This is a genomic window from Flavobacterium movens, from assembly GCF_039581425.1.
GTDB classification, from domain to species: Bacteria; Bacteroidota; Bacteroidia; order Flavobacteriales; family Flavobacteriaceae; genus Flavobacterium; species Flavobacterium luteolum.
On record NZ_JBCPXY010000004.1, the window covers coordinates 399,299 to 418,077 of the forward strand.

7 protein-coding genes are annotated in these 18,779 nt (G+C 35.2%); all 7 read right to left on the bottom strand.

The window, feature by feature from the left end; translation table 11 throughout:
* Positions 1–54 precede the first annotated feature (54 nt).
* Positions 55–7,284: a T9SS outer membrane translocon Sov/SprA gene (gene sov / locus AAYQ05_RS10360; RefSeq protein WP_343543131.1), complete on the bottom strand. Its 7,230-nt coding sequence runs from the start codon at positions 7,282–7,284 to the stop codon at positions 55–57.
* 25 nt (positions 7,285–7,309) lie between these two features.
* The gene (gene ruvA, locus AAYQ05_RS10365) at positions 7,310–7,891 is read right to left on the bottom strand and encodes a Holliday junction branch migration protein RuvA (protein ID WP_177210942.1); all 582 of its coding nucleotides are present in this window, start codon (positions 7,889–7,891) and stop codon (positions 7,310–7,312) included.
* 78 nt (positions 7,892–7,969) lie between these two features.
* A complete protein-coding gene (locus AAYQ05_RS10370; RefSeq protein ID WP_343543132.1) occupies positions 7,970–10,261 on the bottom strand; it encodes an NADP-dependent malic enzyme in 2,292 nt (763 codons plus the stop codon).
* A 154-nt stretch (positions 10,262–10,415) separates the two neighbouring features.
* A complete protein-coding gene (locus AAYQ05_RS10375; protein ID WP_177210944.1) occupies positions 10,416–10,841 on the bottom strand; it encodes a CBS domain-containing protein in 426 nt (141 codons plus the stop codon).
* A gap of 572 nt (positions 10,842–11,413) precedes the next feature.
* Positions 11,414–13,426, bottom strand: a complete 2,013-nt coding sequence (locus AAYQ05_RS10380) for an OmpA family protein (protein ID WP_445709711.1) — start codon at positions 13,424–13,426, stop codon at positions 11,414–11,416.
* A gap of 8 nt (positions 13,427–13,434) precedes the next feature.
* Positions 13,435–14,346: a PorP/SprF family type IX secretion system membrane protein gene (locus tag AAYQ05_RS10385; protein ID WP_343543134.1), complete on the bottom strand. Its 912-nt coding sequence runs from the start codon at positions 14,344–14,346 to the stop codon at positions 13,435–13,437.
* Positions 14,347–14,393: 47 nt separating this feature from the next.
* On the bottom strand, positions 14,394–18,779 hold a 4,386-nt coding region (locus AAYQ05_RS10390), incomplete at its 5' end, for a T9SS type B sorting domain-containing protein (RefSeq protein ID WP_343543135.1).

An 18,779-nucleotide genomic window follows, 5' to 3' on the forward strand; every position in this document is an offset into this window, starting at 1 on the left:
TTTAAGCCACAAATGTAATAATCTTCTAATAAAATCTAGTTTAGAAACTCAAATTTAATTTCCGAAATTATAACGAAGTGTGAAACCTGATCTGATATTCGTTAAAGGGAAAGAAGTTGAAATAACTGCTTTCGAGAACGAATGGTCATAATAGAATATTGCCGTTAAGTTTTTACTGAAAGCATAATCTGCCGTCAATTTCAACGTCCATATATTCTGTCCTGCTGCCAGCTGATTATTATCGTAATCTAAATAGCGAACTAGAGTTTCGTTATTTCTATATGAGAAATCAGCTTTTATATTGATATCACTTTTAATAATTCCCGTCGGATTATCTGCCAATCTAGACGAAATAATTACATCTTTAAAACGATATCCTACTCCTACTACATACTCTACTCCTCTAACCTCTGTCAATAAATTATTATCGAAACTCATAGACAAAGCGCGATCTTTTTTAACCTCTGTCAATAAACGGAATGAATTTTTCAATTCAAAATCAATTCTCATCAACGGACTAAACTGCTCTACTAAGTTAACATTAGACATAATCGTTTTATTAAAGAAGTTAGTATTTACATCCTGTCCTGTTGGATTCTCTAAATAATCAAAGTTAGATCTAAACTGGCTAATTGTATATGATGCTCTATAATTATGCTGCAATGAAAAACGTCTAAAATGATCTTTGAAATATTTATATCTCATTAAACCATTATACTTCACATTCCAATTCGGAATAGGGAAACTTCTAAAAATACCTGTCGAACTCTTCGAAGCATCTGCTCCTGTATAAGCCGCCATAAACGAAGGCAACAAAACAGCTTGATTACTTTTTGAGAAACCAATTGGATATCCTTCATTAGCAACATATATTTTATAATTAGGATCTGTTTCAGCCGGAATTGGATTATTAGCATCTCCATATCTTGGAATTACTCCTCCACCATAGTGTTCCTCTGCCAAACGATTTGCAATAACCAAACGATTGCTTCTAAAATCATCAAATGCAGACGACACAGTTTCTGTACTTGTAGAAAAGGACGTTTTAATTAATACCGTTGAAATAGAAAACATTCCATAAGTATATGGTGATAATGGCTTATAATATAATCCTCCAATAGAATCTCTAACCGTATATTGTTCTGATGAATTCTCAGAATAAGCGCGATCCATTGCTAAATCAATTTTCAAATCAGGCAACAAATCTACGTTTGCTGTTACTTTCAACAGCTTGTTGCTTACCTGCGTGAAGTTCTGATTGAAATTCTGATAACTTGTCAGCCAACCATTTTTTGCAGCTTCAAAACGCACATCATCCTGACTACCAAATACGAATCCTAATGAAGGTTTAGAGGTTCCAAAGAAACCTACACCTGGAATATATCCTGGTAAAACTGTTCCGCTATTTTTTGTGTAGTTAATCTGAACGTTTTTAATACTCGTTAAAACCCCGATTAAACCATCATAAAAAGGATTACTGCTTGTAACTGGTTTAGCCGTGTTTACAATCTTCTCTCCTGGTTTTGGTGGCGCAGCTGGTTTTGTAGTTTTTGCTGGTTTTGAGCCTGGCGTTAAACCCAAATATTTATACAATGTATTCATATTTAATGTCGTCGAAAAAGTATTTGAATTCGCATTTTGAATCGTATTTCCTAAATTCCAAGACATTCCACTGTCATCAACATATTGAGACATTGCTGTTGAAGAACGCTGCCAGTTGTAATCAGCAGTATAAGAATAAGTGGCTTTTACAAAACTAAATATTGGAATTTTATTAATTGGAATATCATAATTCAGAACCAACTGCTGTAAGTGCTGATTTGGTATACCAATATCAAAATAATCATCCCAAATATTAAAATCTTCTTTTGGTGTATTATCGTCATTTAAGAAGTTTCTAACAATATTATTAGAAGCTGCTGTATAATTTAATTTTAATGATTTTGTCAAATTAAATCCAAAACCATATTGATAATTAAACGCAAAATTTCTTCTATAAAGCGGGTCAAGTCCAATACCCTCCACGTTTTCTACCTGTCTGTACTGCTGACGGTTACTTTGTCTCAAAATATTGGTATTAAACGAAATATTTGAAGGAAGATAATTAAAATTAAAATCACTTAGCATTTTCCAATAATCGCTTTTTTTCATGAATTGGGTCTGCTTAAATGGCACTACCTCTTTTGGCTGGAATGTATAAGCATAATTTACTGCAGTATTCGATTGTTCGTCGTTGTAATTTTCAACCTCATAATCGTGTCTTTCTACCTGATTGTACGATTGAGAAAAAGTAAAGTTTTCTACATCATAAACATGTGGTTTCTGTTCTGGCGCTCTATCTTTTCTTACCCCAATAAAGTTAATACTCTTACGTTTAGTGTAATCAACTGCACGTGTTCTAATATTTTCTTTTTCTACTGGATCTGTAGTCTCTGCGATCAATTGATCTAACTTAATATCCTGATTAAACGGATCGTATTCTGGCGTAATAACTTCCTCTCCGATTGCATAATTGAATGGAAGATTAATGCCCCATTTTGGAGGCAACAGTTTTCCTAAATTTATATTGGTTACAATGTTGTACTGCTGAATATCTTCACGATCTCTTTCGTTTGCTCCCTGCTCAAGAGAACCAAAACCAATTGTACTCTTTTTACCAGAAGCAGACAATGTCATCAAATCGGCCATATTGGTATCTACATTCAGTAATGCAGCCATACCTCCTTTGTTTTCTAAATCAGACATACGAAGTTCGTTAAACCAAACTTCTCCCATAATATCTTTATGGTTTGCTGCACTTTTTACTCCGACCATTAAATTTCGAACCAATCCAAAATTAGGATTTCCTTTAATCCCCAAAGTTAACTTAGCGTCTTGGTCACCACCCTGTACATCTGGATCTCGGTCTGGATAATAAATACCATTTATATCTCTCTTTGGCGAATTAATATCTATATTCATTCCCAAAATCTTCATTCTTGTCAATAGAGATAGAACCAAATCAATATTATTCTCTTCAAGCCAAACTTGATCTGGACTAATAGTACAAGATCCGCCCGTTCTCGTTACTTTTAATGGAATTTCAACTTGGTAAAAGTTCTGTGTAAAATCGTTACCAAAACGGATAAATCCGATCATCTCATCGTCTAAAAGCTGATTTTCATTTGGAAGCGATTCAGCATGAAGGAACATTTTCAATTTTTTGTACTGACGCATGTCAACGCTTACATTTTTGAAAACTGCTCTAGAATCTTGATATTCTAATCCTGTACCTGCAATTCGAACTGCTAAAGACTGTTCATTTTGATTGATAATCGTATTATTATTATACAATTGCTCTCTTTGAACTCCTGGTGGAATAACATAGTTAACTGGACATTTGGTACCGTTTTCTTGAATGTTTACTGCCGCAACATCAAACTGGGTTCCGTCATCATCAGGATTTGTATCATTTGCATCTAGTGTTCCTGTATACTTTCTCCACTCTCCACGAACTAAATCTAAAGCTCCAAAACGAACTGTCATTTGATCATTAAATCCAGTCATGAACATACGTATGAAACGAATCGATCTAAAGTCGGTAATATTCCCAATAGTATTTTGAGGTTTTGAAACAGGAATTTTAAATTGAATCCATCTTGCATTGGTTGAACCTCCATTTGGAAGTTCTACGTTTTGAACCTCTCTAATATCTGTGATATAATTTTCACCAACCTGCATGCCTGGCTTTACATCAATACTATACTCATAATAAGCATTGATTGTACTCATGGTATTATCACGATTGATATCTTCAACATCTGGAAGAGTTGTAGAACCACGGTTTGGATCATCAACGCTTACAGCAGAATTCCCTTCTGTTCCGTTGTATCTTTTATAACGCTGTAAAACGCCTCCTTCTTCATTTAAGAAGTATTTATAGTTATCGGCAGCGGGATCTGGTTCTCCTGCATAATTGGTGTAAATTGATCCTTCTTTTACATCTGGCAGACCATCTAAACCAACATCCTGATTTTTACGATTGTCTGGATTAGTATCAAATGCGTAAATCAATGATTGAGATGCTGGAACGTCTCCCCAAATAGGTTGCGGGTTCACCATAATCTGATCTGGCCCCAAACCATTCTCATACTGTTTTCTTCCGTCTTTTAGAACGTCTTCAGAAACCTCACCTAAATTGAAATAGATTTTTCCGTTATTAGTTGACTGAGCTTGTCCTGTACCAACATAAGGATCCAATACCCAAAACTGAATGTACTCGACATTTCCTTGCTCAAAGTTAGTAGAGTTAAGCGAACGCATAATTCCTCCAAAATTGCCAGCCGGATTGCTTGAAGCAAAATTTGGGTTATTATTATATGGTCCTCTGTCAGAAGGATAATACGTTAAATCGAGCGTATTAACTACCTGAATTTGTCCCTGTGCAATATCTGTATTTGGATAAAGTTCTTTACTGTAAATTCTTCTTGTTGAGTTTAAAGACAAATCATCATTTGAAACTCCTGAAGGTTTTGAAGTATAGAAAATCGGATCAATAGTATACCAAGACAGCTTAGCACGTTTATAACCATACTCTAAAGTATTTGAGCTGGCATTGAAAGTATTATCTGTCGCTGAAGTAATAAATGGTGTTGAAGCCAAACTCCAAGCATACGCAGACCTCATATCAATTGTAGTCTGAGTACCTTCAAAATCATCGATATAAATAGTTGCTTCACCTTCAAAATCACTTGCTTTTGGAGCATCGGGTTTCAAAAATGCTACTTCTCCGCGAATCGAAAGATTAGAAGGAACATCTGTATCTATATTTGGCAGTTTATTAGCCAATCTTGTTAAAAATGGAACTTCTGTTGCATAATTTCCGTTGAAACCAAAAATAGTATTATTTACAGATTCTTGCCCATAACTTGATTTTTGCGTAAAAGGACGTTCTGTCATTTTTAAAAACGTTCCTCCAACAACAAATTTTTCAGAAATTTTATGTTCAATATTGAATCCCATAAATCTTCTGGTTTGCTGTCCAAAGATTGAATTGTTTTCTAACGAAACTTCAATCGGGGTATTAGAAGCCTGAAGTGATGGATCTAATATCTGCACTCTTCCTAATTGATAATCTACACTATAATCAATACCTTCTACTAAAACTCTTCCGGCAGCTGTTACCACTACAGATCCCTGCGGCACGTTGAAAGCACCAATAGGAATACCGTTACTGCCCGAAGATTTGTATTTTCCTCTTAATAAGAATTTGTTTTTATCACTATCCTGCAAAGCCCCCGCCTGAGTATTCTTATACATGTTCCTAAAAACGTATTTCTTCTGGTTCGGGTTATATGTAGTTGGATCGTTATAATTCTCTGCTGAACCAGTAATTTGAAGTTTCTTAAATAAAAGTTCTCCAAAAGGTTCTTTTGTGGTGAAAATAATTCGTGCATTCTGCACATCTACGGTAACACCTGGAACATAATCAAAGAAACCATCTCCGCCTTTTTGTGGGTCATTATTGTAATTTAACTGATCTAAGTTAAAAACATTTAGCAATGGTGTCTTTGTAATGTAATAATTACTTGGATTAGGATTTACAGGATCATCGTCAGGAAAAAGAGTTCCTTGAACTGGTGTTATATAATTTATTGGTGAAGGATCTGTATAAAGAATATTCAGCCTAAAATCTTCTTGTTTGATTTGGTATGCCTGCGGAATTTGATACACGTTTTTCATCATCAAGTTCCAAACTGGATTCTGTACGTTTGTCAAACTGCTTTTCAGCATTTTCAATACCAAACTCTGCGTAACAATTGCCTGATTGGCATTGTTGTTTCCTGTAACCACAGTTGCATCTACACCATCACTTCCAAATTCCCCAACTTGGTACACTTTTCCTCCAACAGTATATTCAAACGCAACTGCCAAAATTTCGTCATTGGCCAAACGCTGTTGCAATGAGATATAACCTAACTGTGCATTAAAAGTATATTCTTGTGTTGTTAATTTTCTAGCATTTTCTAGAACAGAGTAATCTGTACCTTCATTTACGTTGGCATTATTAAATCCTGATTTTGCTGTTACAATTTCCCTAATATTAGAATTTAAATAACTTCCAGGTTTTCCAATTGCTGCAGGATCATATTTATTGTTCGTGTTATCTGTAGGGGAGTCAACAGGATTATTAAAGAAACCCGTTGGATCTGTAATTACAACCACTTGGTTGTCCGGAACCCCAGAAACCTGACCTTCTCCTAAATCCTGAAGCGCAATAATATTTCTTAAGTTATTATTTCCTGTCGTTATTCTATTCTGCTTATTGGTTACCCAAACTTCAATCCTTGTAACTTGAACACGGCTGTCTATTAATGGATAGTTTTTTAATGAAGTATCATACTTGTTTCTAAAGTATTGTGACAAGAAGAAATGTCGGTCATTATCGTAATCTAATGCGAATAAATCAAAGTTTTGTACAGTTCCTCCACCTTCTGCGACTATACTTTTGGTTTGAGACTTTTGTTCTGAGAAAACTCCTGTAACAGTTGTTTTACCAAATTGCAGTTGCGCTTTGACCCCAAATAAACTTTGAGCACCTCGAATAAGCGTACTATTAAGAGGCATGCTCACATTACCCACCTCAACTTTCTGAACAATATCATCTTCTGAAGGTGTATAAGCTAGTTTAAATAAGTTTTGAAAAGCAAATGTTGATTGAGTGTCGTAGTTGGCATTTACTTCAAGACGGGTTCCAATTTTCCCCATTAAACTCATACTGATTCTTTGGTCAAAATCAAAAGTTAGGGAAGATCTGTTTCTTGGCGAAAATGAAGGATTATCTTGTTTTGTGTAACGCATACCCAAGTCCATTTCTACTGAACCTGTGGGCTTTACATCTATGGTATTACTTCCAAAGATGCTTTCGAATAAACTCGAGTTGATATAATATCTTGGTAATAAATCTTTTTTTGCTGCTTCGGCTCCAGCTTTTTTACCGTCAATAGCATCCGATTTTTTTCTAAAATAATTTCGCCTCGATTCTTTTAGAACTAAATCTTCGTATTCTTTTGGAGTTAAAATTAAAGGGTAATTAATCGAAAAAACATCTACTGAAGTGGTGTAAATATAACGGTCTGTAATAGGATCGTATCTATATGCCGAAAGTACACTTGGCGGATCTTCGATATCTATCTTACCTACTGAAAATTGAGTTTTTGTTGTATCTTGAGCTACCGGTGTAACCTGTGCACGCAAAACATTACCGCAGAGTAATACCAGCAACAAAATACAAATTTTACGCATAGAATTCTTTTATATAAAATGAAATTTATAAACTTTTTAAAGCCTTTTTGATAATTGTTTCTGCGGTAGCTTCAGGATCTTCTTTCACAATCTTTTCTACCACTTTTTCAGAAGCTTTTCGCACAAAGCCAAGAACTTCTAGAGCAGATAACGCTTCATCTCGATTTCTATTGTTTTGAACAGCAAAAACTTCGTCTATATCGTATAATTTAACAACTTTTTCCTTTAAATCAAGTATAACTCTTTGTGCTGTTTTGTTCCCAATCCCTTTTATAGACTGGATTACGCCTACATCTCCAGATGCTATGGCGTTTATAATTTGCTTTGGTTCAATTGACGAAAGCATTGTTCTTGCAATTCCTGCTCCAATTCCTGAAACAGAAAGCAGCATTCTAAAAATTTCTCTTTCCGATTTTTCGGCAAAACCATATAAAGTATGCGCATCTTCTTTAATTTGAAGATGCGTATACAATTTTATATTTTCAGAATTTGGAATTAAAGAGAAGGTATGCAGCGATATATTTACCTGATAACCAACTCCGCCACAATCAATTACAACCTCTGTAGGATTCTTTTCTACTAATCTACCTTGCAAATGTGCTATCATAAATATAATTTATCAGTATCAAATATAACAAAAATGCCGTAAAACTACGACAAATTTGTTGAATCCCTCTTAGAAGATTTATTGTGTTATTTTATTCTTTTTACTTTCTTTTTCTTGTGCATCAATAACAGCGATAGCTGCCATATTTACCATTTCTTCTACACTTGCACCTAATTGGAAAATGTGAACTGGTTTGCCCATACCCATCATAATTGGTCCAATAGAATTCACTTTATACAATTCTTTTAATAATTTATAAGTGATATTTGCCGATTCTAAATTAGGGAATATCAAGGTATTTACTTTCTTTCCTGCTAATTTAGAGAAAGGGAATTTTTCTTGAAGCATTTCTGGATTTAAAGCAAAATCTGCTTGAATTTCTCCATCAACAATTAATTCTGGGTGATTTTTATGCAGATAAGCTACAGCTTCTCTAACCTTTGAAGCGCTTTCGCTAGTTGAAGAACCAAAGTTTGAGAATGAAACCATTGCAATAACAGGCTCAATTCCGAACATTTTTGCTGTTTTAGAAGTCATAATCGCAATATTAATCAAATCTTGAGCAGACGGATTAATGTTTATTGCAGTATCTGATAAAAACATTGGACCACGAGATGTAAGCATCATGTTTGCGGTTGCAATAAGCGAAGCATTTTGCGCTTTTGGAATTAACTGCATCATTGGTTTTACAACAGAAGGATAACTTCTAGAATGTCCTGTAACCACTGCATCAGCTTCTCCTTCATTAACCATCATTGCAGCAAAATAGTTTCTTTCGCGCATGAATTTTTCTGCATCTAGTTTAGAAACCCCTCTTCTTCCTCTTGCTTCCCAAAATGATTTAGCAAATCTGTTACGTCTTTCAGTTTCTTCATCTGTTTTAGGGTCAATGATTTCAAGATCAGCATCAAAACCAAGTTCTGCTTTTAATTCTAAAATCACTTCTTTGTTTCCTAATAAAACTGGGAATCCAATTCCGTCTTCATAAACAATTTGAGCTGCTTTTAGAACGTTTAATTGATCTGCTTCAGCAAAAACAATTTTCTTCGGATCTAATTTTGCACGGTTAGTAATCAAACGCACCATTTTGTTATCATTACCCATACGCTCACGAAGGTGATCTTCATAAGCTGCCCAGTCTGTAATAGGATTTTTTGCTACTCCAGATTCCATTGCTGCTTTTGCAACCGCTGGAGCTACAACAGTAATCAATCTAGGGTCGAAAGGTTTAGGAATGATATATTCTTGTCCAAATCCAAGTTTCATTGCACCGTAAGCTACGTTTACTTGCTCTGGAACTGGTTCTTTTGCCAAAATAGCTAAAGCTTTTACAGCCGCCATTTTCATTTCTTCGTTGATTTTTGTCGCTCTTACATCTAGTGCTCCTCTAAAAATATAAGGGAAACCTAATACGTTATTTACCTGATTAGGAAAATCTGAACGTCCCGTAGCCATAATAACATCTTTACGAGTTTCTACAGCCAAATTATAATCGATTTCTGGGTTTGGATTTGCCATTGCAAAAACGATCGGATTGTTAGACATTGTCAACAACATTTCTGGCGAAAGAATATCTCCAGAAGATAATCCGATGAAAACATCTGCACCTTTTACAGCTTCAGCCAAAGGAATCTGAGGTCCGTTAACTGCATATTTTAATTGTAAATCTGAAAGTGCAGGATTGTCTTTAGTTAAAAGCCCTTTACTGTTGTACATTAAAACGTTTTCAACTTTTACTCCAAGTAAAACGTATAAATCTGTACAAGCAATTGCTGCAGATCCTGCTCCAGAAACTACTACTTTTACGTCTTCTGCTTTTTTTCCTGCCAATTCAAGCGCATTGATTAAAGCTGCAGAAGAGATAATTGCTGTTCCGTGCTGGTCATCGTGCATTACTGGAATATCCAATTCTTCGATTAATCTTCTTTCGATTTCAAAAGATTCTGGAGCTTTGATATCTTCAAGATTAATACCTCCAAAAGTTGGAGCAATATTTTTTACAGTCTGAATAAATTCTTCAACATTTTCGGTATCAATTTCGATATCAAAAACATCAATGTCTGAGAAAATTTTAAACAATAAACCTTTTCCTTCCATTACAGGTTTTCCTGCTTCTGGACCAATATTTCCAAGTCCTAAAACAGCTGTACCGTTTGAAATTACGGCTACTAAATTTCCTTTTGCTGTATATTTATAAACGTCTTCTTTGTTTGCTGCGATTTCTAAACATGGTTCTGCAACTCCCGGCGAATAGGCCAATGATAAATCTCTCTGGGTTGCATATTTTTTTGTTGGAACTACCTGAATTTTTCCTGGAGTTGGTTCTGCGTGATACAGTAACGCTTCTCTTCTTTTACTCTCTTTGTTCATTGTTTTTAGCTTTTATTCTAGCTTACAAAGATATAAGTCTTGTTTTAAAATGGCGTCTTTTTAGCGTTTTCTTTTCCTAAAATTTATTCGAATAAATAGAAAAAGTCCAATAGAAATTGGACTCGTTTGAATTTTTATCGTTTTTAGGTATGCTTTATTGAGAAATATAAGAATTCAAATGGTTGATTGTGTCTTTCTGAATTTCTATAATTGCCTTCACTACATCGCTGATTGAAATTACTCCAACCACTGTTCCATCTTCTAAAACAGGCAGGTGTCTTATTCTTTTTTCGCTCATAAGTTCCATACAATCTTCAAGATTATCTGAAAGTTTTACTGTAAAAACATGACTTTCCATAATCTCATGAACAAAAGTTTCTTTAGAAGATTTATCTTTCAGTACAATTTTCCTAGCATAATCTCTCTCTGATAATATTCCTTTTAAAATATTATCATCCATAACTAAAATTGCCCCAATGTTTTTTTCTCCCATCACTTTTAACGCATCATAAACCGTTAAATTGGAGAAAATCGAATAAACATTTCTTCCTTTTGCTTTAAGTATTTGATCTACAGTCATAATGAAAAATTTTTGATTTTATAAAGTTATAATAAAAACCAACACAATTTGCAGCGAAATCGATTTTTTAAAATCATAACCAATTCATTTTAAACATAATACATGAAAATTAAGATTTTCAAATTTATAGTGTAAAGAATGAATTTGTTTAGAATTGTTTTTTGAAGAAATTTAGATTTTTTAACGTTTACCAACGAGAAACCCCCAGCGGGGTTTTTTCATTTTTTTAATCTCTAAAATGCTCCAGCAGAGCATAATATTTATAGCCGAAAAATTACGGCAAAAGAAAAAAGCTCCAGAGGAGCGACATATCACCCCGCTAGGGCTTTTGGATGGGATATAATATCTTTTCTATAAATATTTCGTCTCGCTGGGACTTCCGACCAATCACTCCTAGCGGAGTGGGTTTCGAATTATATACAATGGGTAAAAAACCACTCCGATAGGAGTGACTGATTGGTAGAAAAAAAATTATCACACCCCAAACCATTATCCCATAGGGATTATTTCTAAACAAAAACCCCTTTTCTAAAATTTAGAAAAGGGGTTTTATAATTCATAAAGAAGATGTTTTACATTGATACAATAATAAACTCGCTTCGTCTATTTTTCATGTGTTCTTTTTCTGTACATTTTACTCCGTCTGCACATTTATTGACTAATTGCGTTTCTCCATAACCTTTGGCGCTTAATCGATCTTCGCTAATTCCTTTTTGAACTAACCAGTTTTTGGTTGATTGTGCTCTTTTTTCTGAAAGAATCTGATTGCTTTCTGAAGAAGAACGGCTATCGGTATGCGAACGAATATCAAGTTTCATTGTTGGATATTCATTTAAAAGATTGACTACTTTCATCAATTGCGGTTCAGATGTTTTCTTGATTGTTGCTTTACCTAAATCAAAGAAATTCATTGGCAGATTTAATAGTTTTGCTATATCTACTCCCACTCTTATCGAACCCACTTTTACTGGACTGATTGTCGTTTTTTTAATGGCTACAGTTTTTGCAACAAGAGGTTTAAAAACTTTGTTTAATGCAATCATTTGAGTCGTTTCTCCTTTTTCTTTAAGGATTGTTACTGCAACTTCTTTGGCATTGTAATCGTTTTTAGCAGTTCTAATCGTGTATTTTTTTCCACATCTTAAATCAGGAAAAATGTAGTTTCCTTTTTCATCTGTAGTGATTGTTCCAACTGGATCAAATTTTTCATTAAACAAAGTCAAAGACGTGTTCGCCAAAATCTCATTTGTTTCTGCATCGGTAACTGTTCCCGATAAGTTTTGCTCGCAGATTAATCTTCTTGTTTCTGTAAATCTGTAAATATCATCCAAACCAAGTCCGCTTTCTCTGTTTGAAGAAAAGTAACCGCTTCTAGTTTTGCTGTCAATACTAAAAGCAAAATCGTCTTGCTTACTATTTACTGGTTCTCCAACATTTAAAACTTCATCAAAAATTCCGTTCGTTTTTATTCTCGAAGCAAAAATATCTAATCCGCCTAGACCTGGACGGCCATCAGTTGCAAAATACAATTCGTTATCTCCAGAAATGAACGGAAAAGTTTCTCTTCCTTCGGTATTAATTGCTGGACCTAAATTTTCTGGTGCTCCAAAAGTTCCGTCTTCATTAATTGCAACTTTAAAAATATCTGACAGACCTAACGTTCCTGGCATATCTGATGCAAAGTACAATGTTTTTTCGTCGACACTTAGAGCTGGATGCGCCGTACTATATTGGTCGCTATTGAACGGAAGTTCTTTTACATTTTGCCATGTGTTATCGATAAGCTCAGCTTTGTATAATTTAAGAAGTGTTACATTTTTGTCGTTACTTCTTCTTTTACCATCAGTAAAATTATTTCGGGTAAAATACATAGTGCGCCCGTCCTTAGTAAAAATCGGACTTGACTCATTAAAATTGTCTTTTTTTCTTTTTACTAAAAGCTCAGGTTTCCCAACACTTCCATCCGGCATTAAATCGGCTGCGTAAAGTCTAGAAAACGATCTGTTTGTCCATTGAAAATTGGCCTTAACAACTCCGCCTGTATCTCGGGCAGAAGTAAAAACAATTTTGTTGTTATACACAACGCTTCCGTAATCTGAATATCTTGAGTTAACTCCAGCGTCACCTATTTGAAATCGGCCTGAGTTTTCTTTTATTTCTTCTAAATAATTTTTCTCATTCCTGATTAAATCTGCTCTTTTTTCTGCCGTTGCCTTGTGATTGAATTTCTGTAAAATCTCATCAGACTTGCGATAATCTCCTACTGATTTTAAAGATTGCGCATATCTATATAAATACTCAGCTTCTTGATTTTCGTTTATTACAAATAATTGCTCGTACCATTTTAATGCGCTTTTTAATTCTCCATTAAAATAATATGAATTTGCTAAACGTTGAATTATTCCTTGGTCGGTAGTCTGATCATTTACCAAAGTCTCATAAACTTTTATTGCATCTGCGTAAGCGTACTCTTCGTATTTTTTATCTGCATATTTTATGTTCATGGTTGTGAATGGGTTTTGCGCATTCACATTTGAAATAAAACTAGACAGTAAAAAGATCAAAATTAATTTTATAGCTTTCATAGGTTGTATTAAAAGAATCTTGGGGATATCATTTTATTATAATTATTAAAGAATTCGAATCTTAAGAAAATCTCATGAGATCCAGAATTGTATTTTCTTAATTGTGTAGTTTCATGATCATAACCATAACCGATGTACATTCCTTTTGTCACTTGAAATCCTGCCATTGCGCTTACAGATGCGCTCCAACGATAAGCAAGCCCCAAAACAAATTTGTCATTAAACATAAAATTTCCTGAGACATCAACTTGCAACGGTGCTCCTTCGACCATTTTAGCCATTAATGCTGGTTTGAATTTTATGTATTCTAAACGATCCAGATTAAATACATAACCCGCTATTAAATAATAATTGATTTTATCTTTGAAAATAGCCACATCGTCTGCATCATAACGATTTGTTTCTATAAAATTAGGAACAGATAATCCGATGTAAGCTCTGTCTGAATGATAGTAAATTCCTGCTCCAATATTTGGGGAGAATTTATTTTTAAGATTCTGAAACTGTGGATCATCCTGATCTTCATAACTCAACTTATTAATGTCGATATTAAAAAGATTGGCAGTACCTTTTATACCAAAAGATAAATTCCATGATTCTGAAGTCGGAATAGTATAAGACAAATCTGCCGATAATGTATTTTCTACAGTTGGTCCGATTTTATCATTTACCAAAGAAACTCCAAGTCCTAAATCACTATTTCTTAAAGGTGTGTTAACCGAGAACGTGCTTGTTTCGGGTGCTCCATCTAATCCAACCCATTGTGTACGATATAAACCAAAAACGCTTAATGCTCCTCTTGAACCTGCATACGCTGGATTGACTTCGATTGTGTTGTACATATATTGCGTGTACTGTGCATCTTGCTGCGCATTAGACACAATCGAAAAAAACATAAAAACTAAAATTAATTTTTTCATTTATTAAGCTTTAGAACGGCTTAGGGTTAACTAAGCCGTATTCCATTTTATTTATTAAGGTATAAGTAACCAGATTCTTGGTGAGACTTCTGAGCACTGTCTTTGTATTTTAAGACATAGAAATACGTTCCAACCGGAAGACCATCTGTTTGTTTGATTGTAGAACGTCCGTTAGAATATCCTTCAAAAACTCGATCGTTATTGTTGTACTGATCTATACTGAAAACCAGAACTCCCCAACGGTTATAAATTTCAACCGTATTGTCTGGATAACATTCAATTCCTCTAATGTAGAATCTTGCATTCTTACTGTCTCCATTTGGAGAGAAAGCGTTCATTACTTTAATCGAACATCCGTTTAAGTCTAAAACTGTTGGACTATCTCCACTATTGCTTGAATCATCTGACTGATCTTCGACAACAACGCCTCTTACACTGCTTCCTTTCACAGTTGCTTGATTACTCACACTACCTCGATTAATATCTTCTTGAGTGATTTTGTAAACCGCCGTGAAATTGGTATCATTAGATTCGTTTACGCCCAAATTAAGTGACTGTCCTGAAACCATTACTCCAGGAAGCGGATCGCTTAATGTGATTCCAACAAGTGGCACATTTCCTGTATTGGTTACTGTAAATTTGTACGTAATGGTTTCTCCTGCATTTGCAAAACCGCTCTTATTTTCGTCATTGAAAACTGCTGTTTTGATAACCGAAATAGCTGGAACTTCAACAAAAACATTTAACACTGCTGTAGAACAATTTGTATCATTAGCTTTTTCGCAAACCTGATAAGTCAAAGGATAATTACCTCCTGGTGTGTTTGGCTTAACACTTACCGTTCCGTCAGCATTCCACTCAAAATATGAACTATCTGTTAACGGCTTAATTATAACATCCGCAGGATTTATTGGCTGTCCGTTTATCAAATCATTATCTAAAACATTTACAAATTCTAATGAGCCATTAATTCCGTCAGCACTAACATCATTATCATTGTTTAAAGTAATTTTATTTTCTGTTGGCGGAGCTGGGTCTACAACATTATCAACTGTAATCTTAATTACTGCCTGACTGCAATTTGATGTATTTGCAGCTTCACAAATCTGATACGTTAGTTCGTAAACCCCATCTGGCGTATTTGTTGCAATGTTTACTGAACCGTCTGCATTCAACGTAATATTTGGATGTACAACCGGAACTGATAAAATAACATCTGAAGCCTTCAATTTTGCTCCATTTAATAAGTCATTTTCAAAAATATTAATGTTAGCATTTACTCCTTTCTTTACATTTACTGGTCCTGCCTCGTCATTATTTGCTTTTATACTAAATGTTGGACGTGCATTACAATCTGGCGTAGCCGGCGGATAAGCAACCGAAACTGTAACGGTTGGATTTAATGAAAATTCGATTTTTACTCCATTTCTAGTAGCTTCAAATCCGTCTGCTCCTTCTGCCCATATTCCGTTATTTAAAACCCAGCCTGGCCAATCTATTCCATTTTGGTTACTGTCAATCTCTGCTCCTGGCCATAAAATATTTCCACTTAATGGCAGATTGGTCTGAGTTGCAACAACATTATTGTTGCTATCAATCCATCTAACAGTTAATAAATTATGTGCTGTGAAATTTTCTGGTGCAACTGCATAATTAACATAAGGAACATTGTTTGAACAATAACTGTTTGTTGTTACATTCATTTTTGGTTCAGTTACGCTAACTTTTACAACATTTGAATCACAATTATTTGGATTTAATTTTTCACAGATTGTATATGTCAATTCATATTCTCCCGCAGGTGCATTAGGTGCTAGTACAACATTTCCGTCTGTATCTACAGTTAAATATCCTTTTGGATCTGCTTGAGTTACTTTCAGATCAACATCTGATGGCACTAATTTATTTCCATCTTTAGTATCATTATCAAAAAGGTTGATTACTGTTTGTGGGACATTTACTCCAACTGCAGATGGCACAAGATCTTCGTTTGCCACAAGATTTCCTCCTGTAACTTTTACCACTGTAATTACCGAATCACAATTTGTTGGATTCGTGTTTTCGCAGATTTTATATTCTACATTATAATCTGCTGCTGGCGTATTTGGCGCAACAGTAATCGTATGATCTGAATTTAACGTAAGTCCTGCTGGAAGCGTTCCAACGATTTCAAACTTAACTTCTCCTGCTCCTGTTCCAATTACGATTGGGTTTCCGTTTAATTTATCGTTTGCTGTTAATGAGATAGTCGTTCCTCCGATATTTCCATTTATTGAAGCTATCACATCTTCAACTGCATCGATTACTGGAGTTCCTACCGTTACCTTCACAGTATTTGAACTGCAGTTGTCCAGATTTAATTTCTCGCAGATTTCATAAGTCAGCTCGTAATCTCCCGCTGGCGGATTAGCTCCTAAAACAATATTTCCATCTACATCCACAGTCAGATATCCTTTTAGATCTGCAGCTGTAGTTTTTAGCGTAACATCTGAAGGATTTAATGGCTGCGAATTTTTTGTGTCATTCTCAAAAACGTTTTTGCCCAATGTCTGAGGAGCATTCGATCCTAAAACTGAAGGGATAAGATCTTCGTTTGCCACAAGATTTCCTGCTGTAACAGGTACGGTTATAGTAACTGAGTCGCAGTTTGTAGGATTCGTGTTTTCACAGATTTTATATTCTACCTTATAATCTCCTTTTGGCGTATTTGGCGCAACAGTAATCGTATGATCTGAATTTAACGTAAGTCCTGCCGGAAGCGTTCCAACGATTTCAAACTTAACTTCTCCAGCTCCTGTTCCAACTACGATTGGGCTTCCGTTTAATTTATCGTTTGCTGTTAATGAGATGGTCGTTCCTCCGATATTTCCATTTATTGAAGCTATCACATCTTCAACTGCATCGATTACTGGAGTTCCTACCGTTACCTTCACAGTATTTGAACTGCAGTTGTCCAGATTTAATTTCTCGCAGATTTCATAAGTCAGCTCGTAATCTCCCGCTGGAGGATTTCCGTCTAAAACAATGTTTCCGTCTACATCCACAGTCAGATATCCTTTTGGATCTGCCACTGTAGTTTTAAGCGTAACATCTGAAGGATTTAACGGCTGCGAATTTTTTGTGTCATTCTCAAAAACGTTTTTGCCCAATGTCTGAGGAACATTCGATCCTAAAACTGAAGGAATAACATCTTCGTTTGCCACAAGGTTTCCTGCAGTAACCGGTACGGTTATAGTTACCGAGTCGCAGTTTGCAGGAACTGCACCTACTTCACATATTGTATATCCTACCTTATAATTTCCTTTTGGAGTTTCTGGATCTACTGTAATAGTTCCATTTGTGTTTAATGTTAATCCAGATGGTAAAGTGCCAACAATATTTATGGTCACTTCTCCTGAATTACTTCCAATTACAACTTTATCACCGTTTAGTGTATCGTTTTCTATTAGAGATACTGTTGTTCCACCAATGTTTCCATTAATTGGAGTAATAGTATCTAGTACTGCGTCTATTGTATTTGCAACTTTAACTTCCGCAACTGCTGTCTTGCAGTTTGATGGATTCGCATCTTTCTCGCAGATTTCGTATGTAGTGCTGTAGGTTCCACTTGGCGTGTTTGCCGCTAGAGTCACATCTCCATTTGCATCAACGCTTAATGGCCCGTTGCTACCAACAGTTACAACTGTATTGCCAGACGTAACAAATGCTCCGTCCAAAGTATCGTTTGATTTTACATTTCCGACAATTGCTGACGTTGATCCTGAAGATTTTGTTCCGAAATCATCTTTAACGGCGATTAAATCATTTACAATTTCAACTTTAACTGTAGCTGTATTGCAATTTCCACTATTAGCAATTTCACAAATCGAATAATCAAATGTATAAATACCTGTTGGTGTATTCGGTTTTACTGAAACAGCACCATTTACAGTATTGAAAATTAACTCTGACGGTACAGTACCATTTACCGCAACATCAACATCTCCTATATTTACTTTATTACAATTTAAAACATCATTATCAAAAACATTAATAATAACGACTCCTCCAGTTACGCCATTTGACGAAGAAATACTATCATCTTTTGCAACAATGGCACCAATTACTTTAACAATTTGTGTGCAGGTCTGCGTATTTCCTGCCGCATCTTTTGCCGTCCAAGTTACTGTCGTGTTTCCGATTGGGAAACTTGGCGGAGCATCATTCGTCACCGTTACAGCTCCCGTGCAGTTGTCCGATACCGTTGGAGTCCCTAAAGCAACTCCAGTAGCAGCGCATGAATTCGCATCTGCAGAAACTGAAACTGTCGTTGGGCATGTGATTGAAGGTTTTTGGGTGTCATTAACCGTCACTATCTGAGTGCAGGTCTGCGTATTTCCTGCCGCATCTTTTGCCGTCCAAGTTACTGTCGTGTTTCCGATTGGGAAACTTGG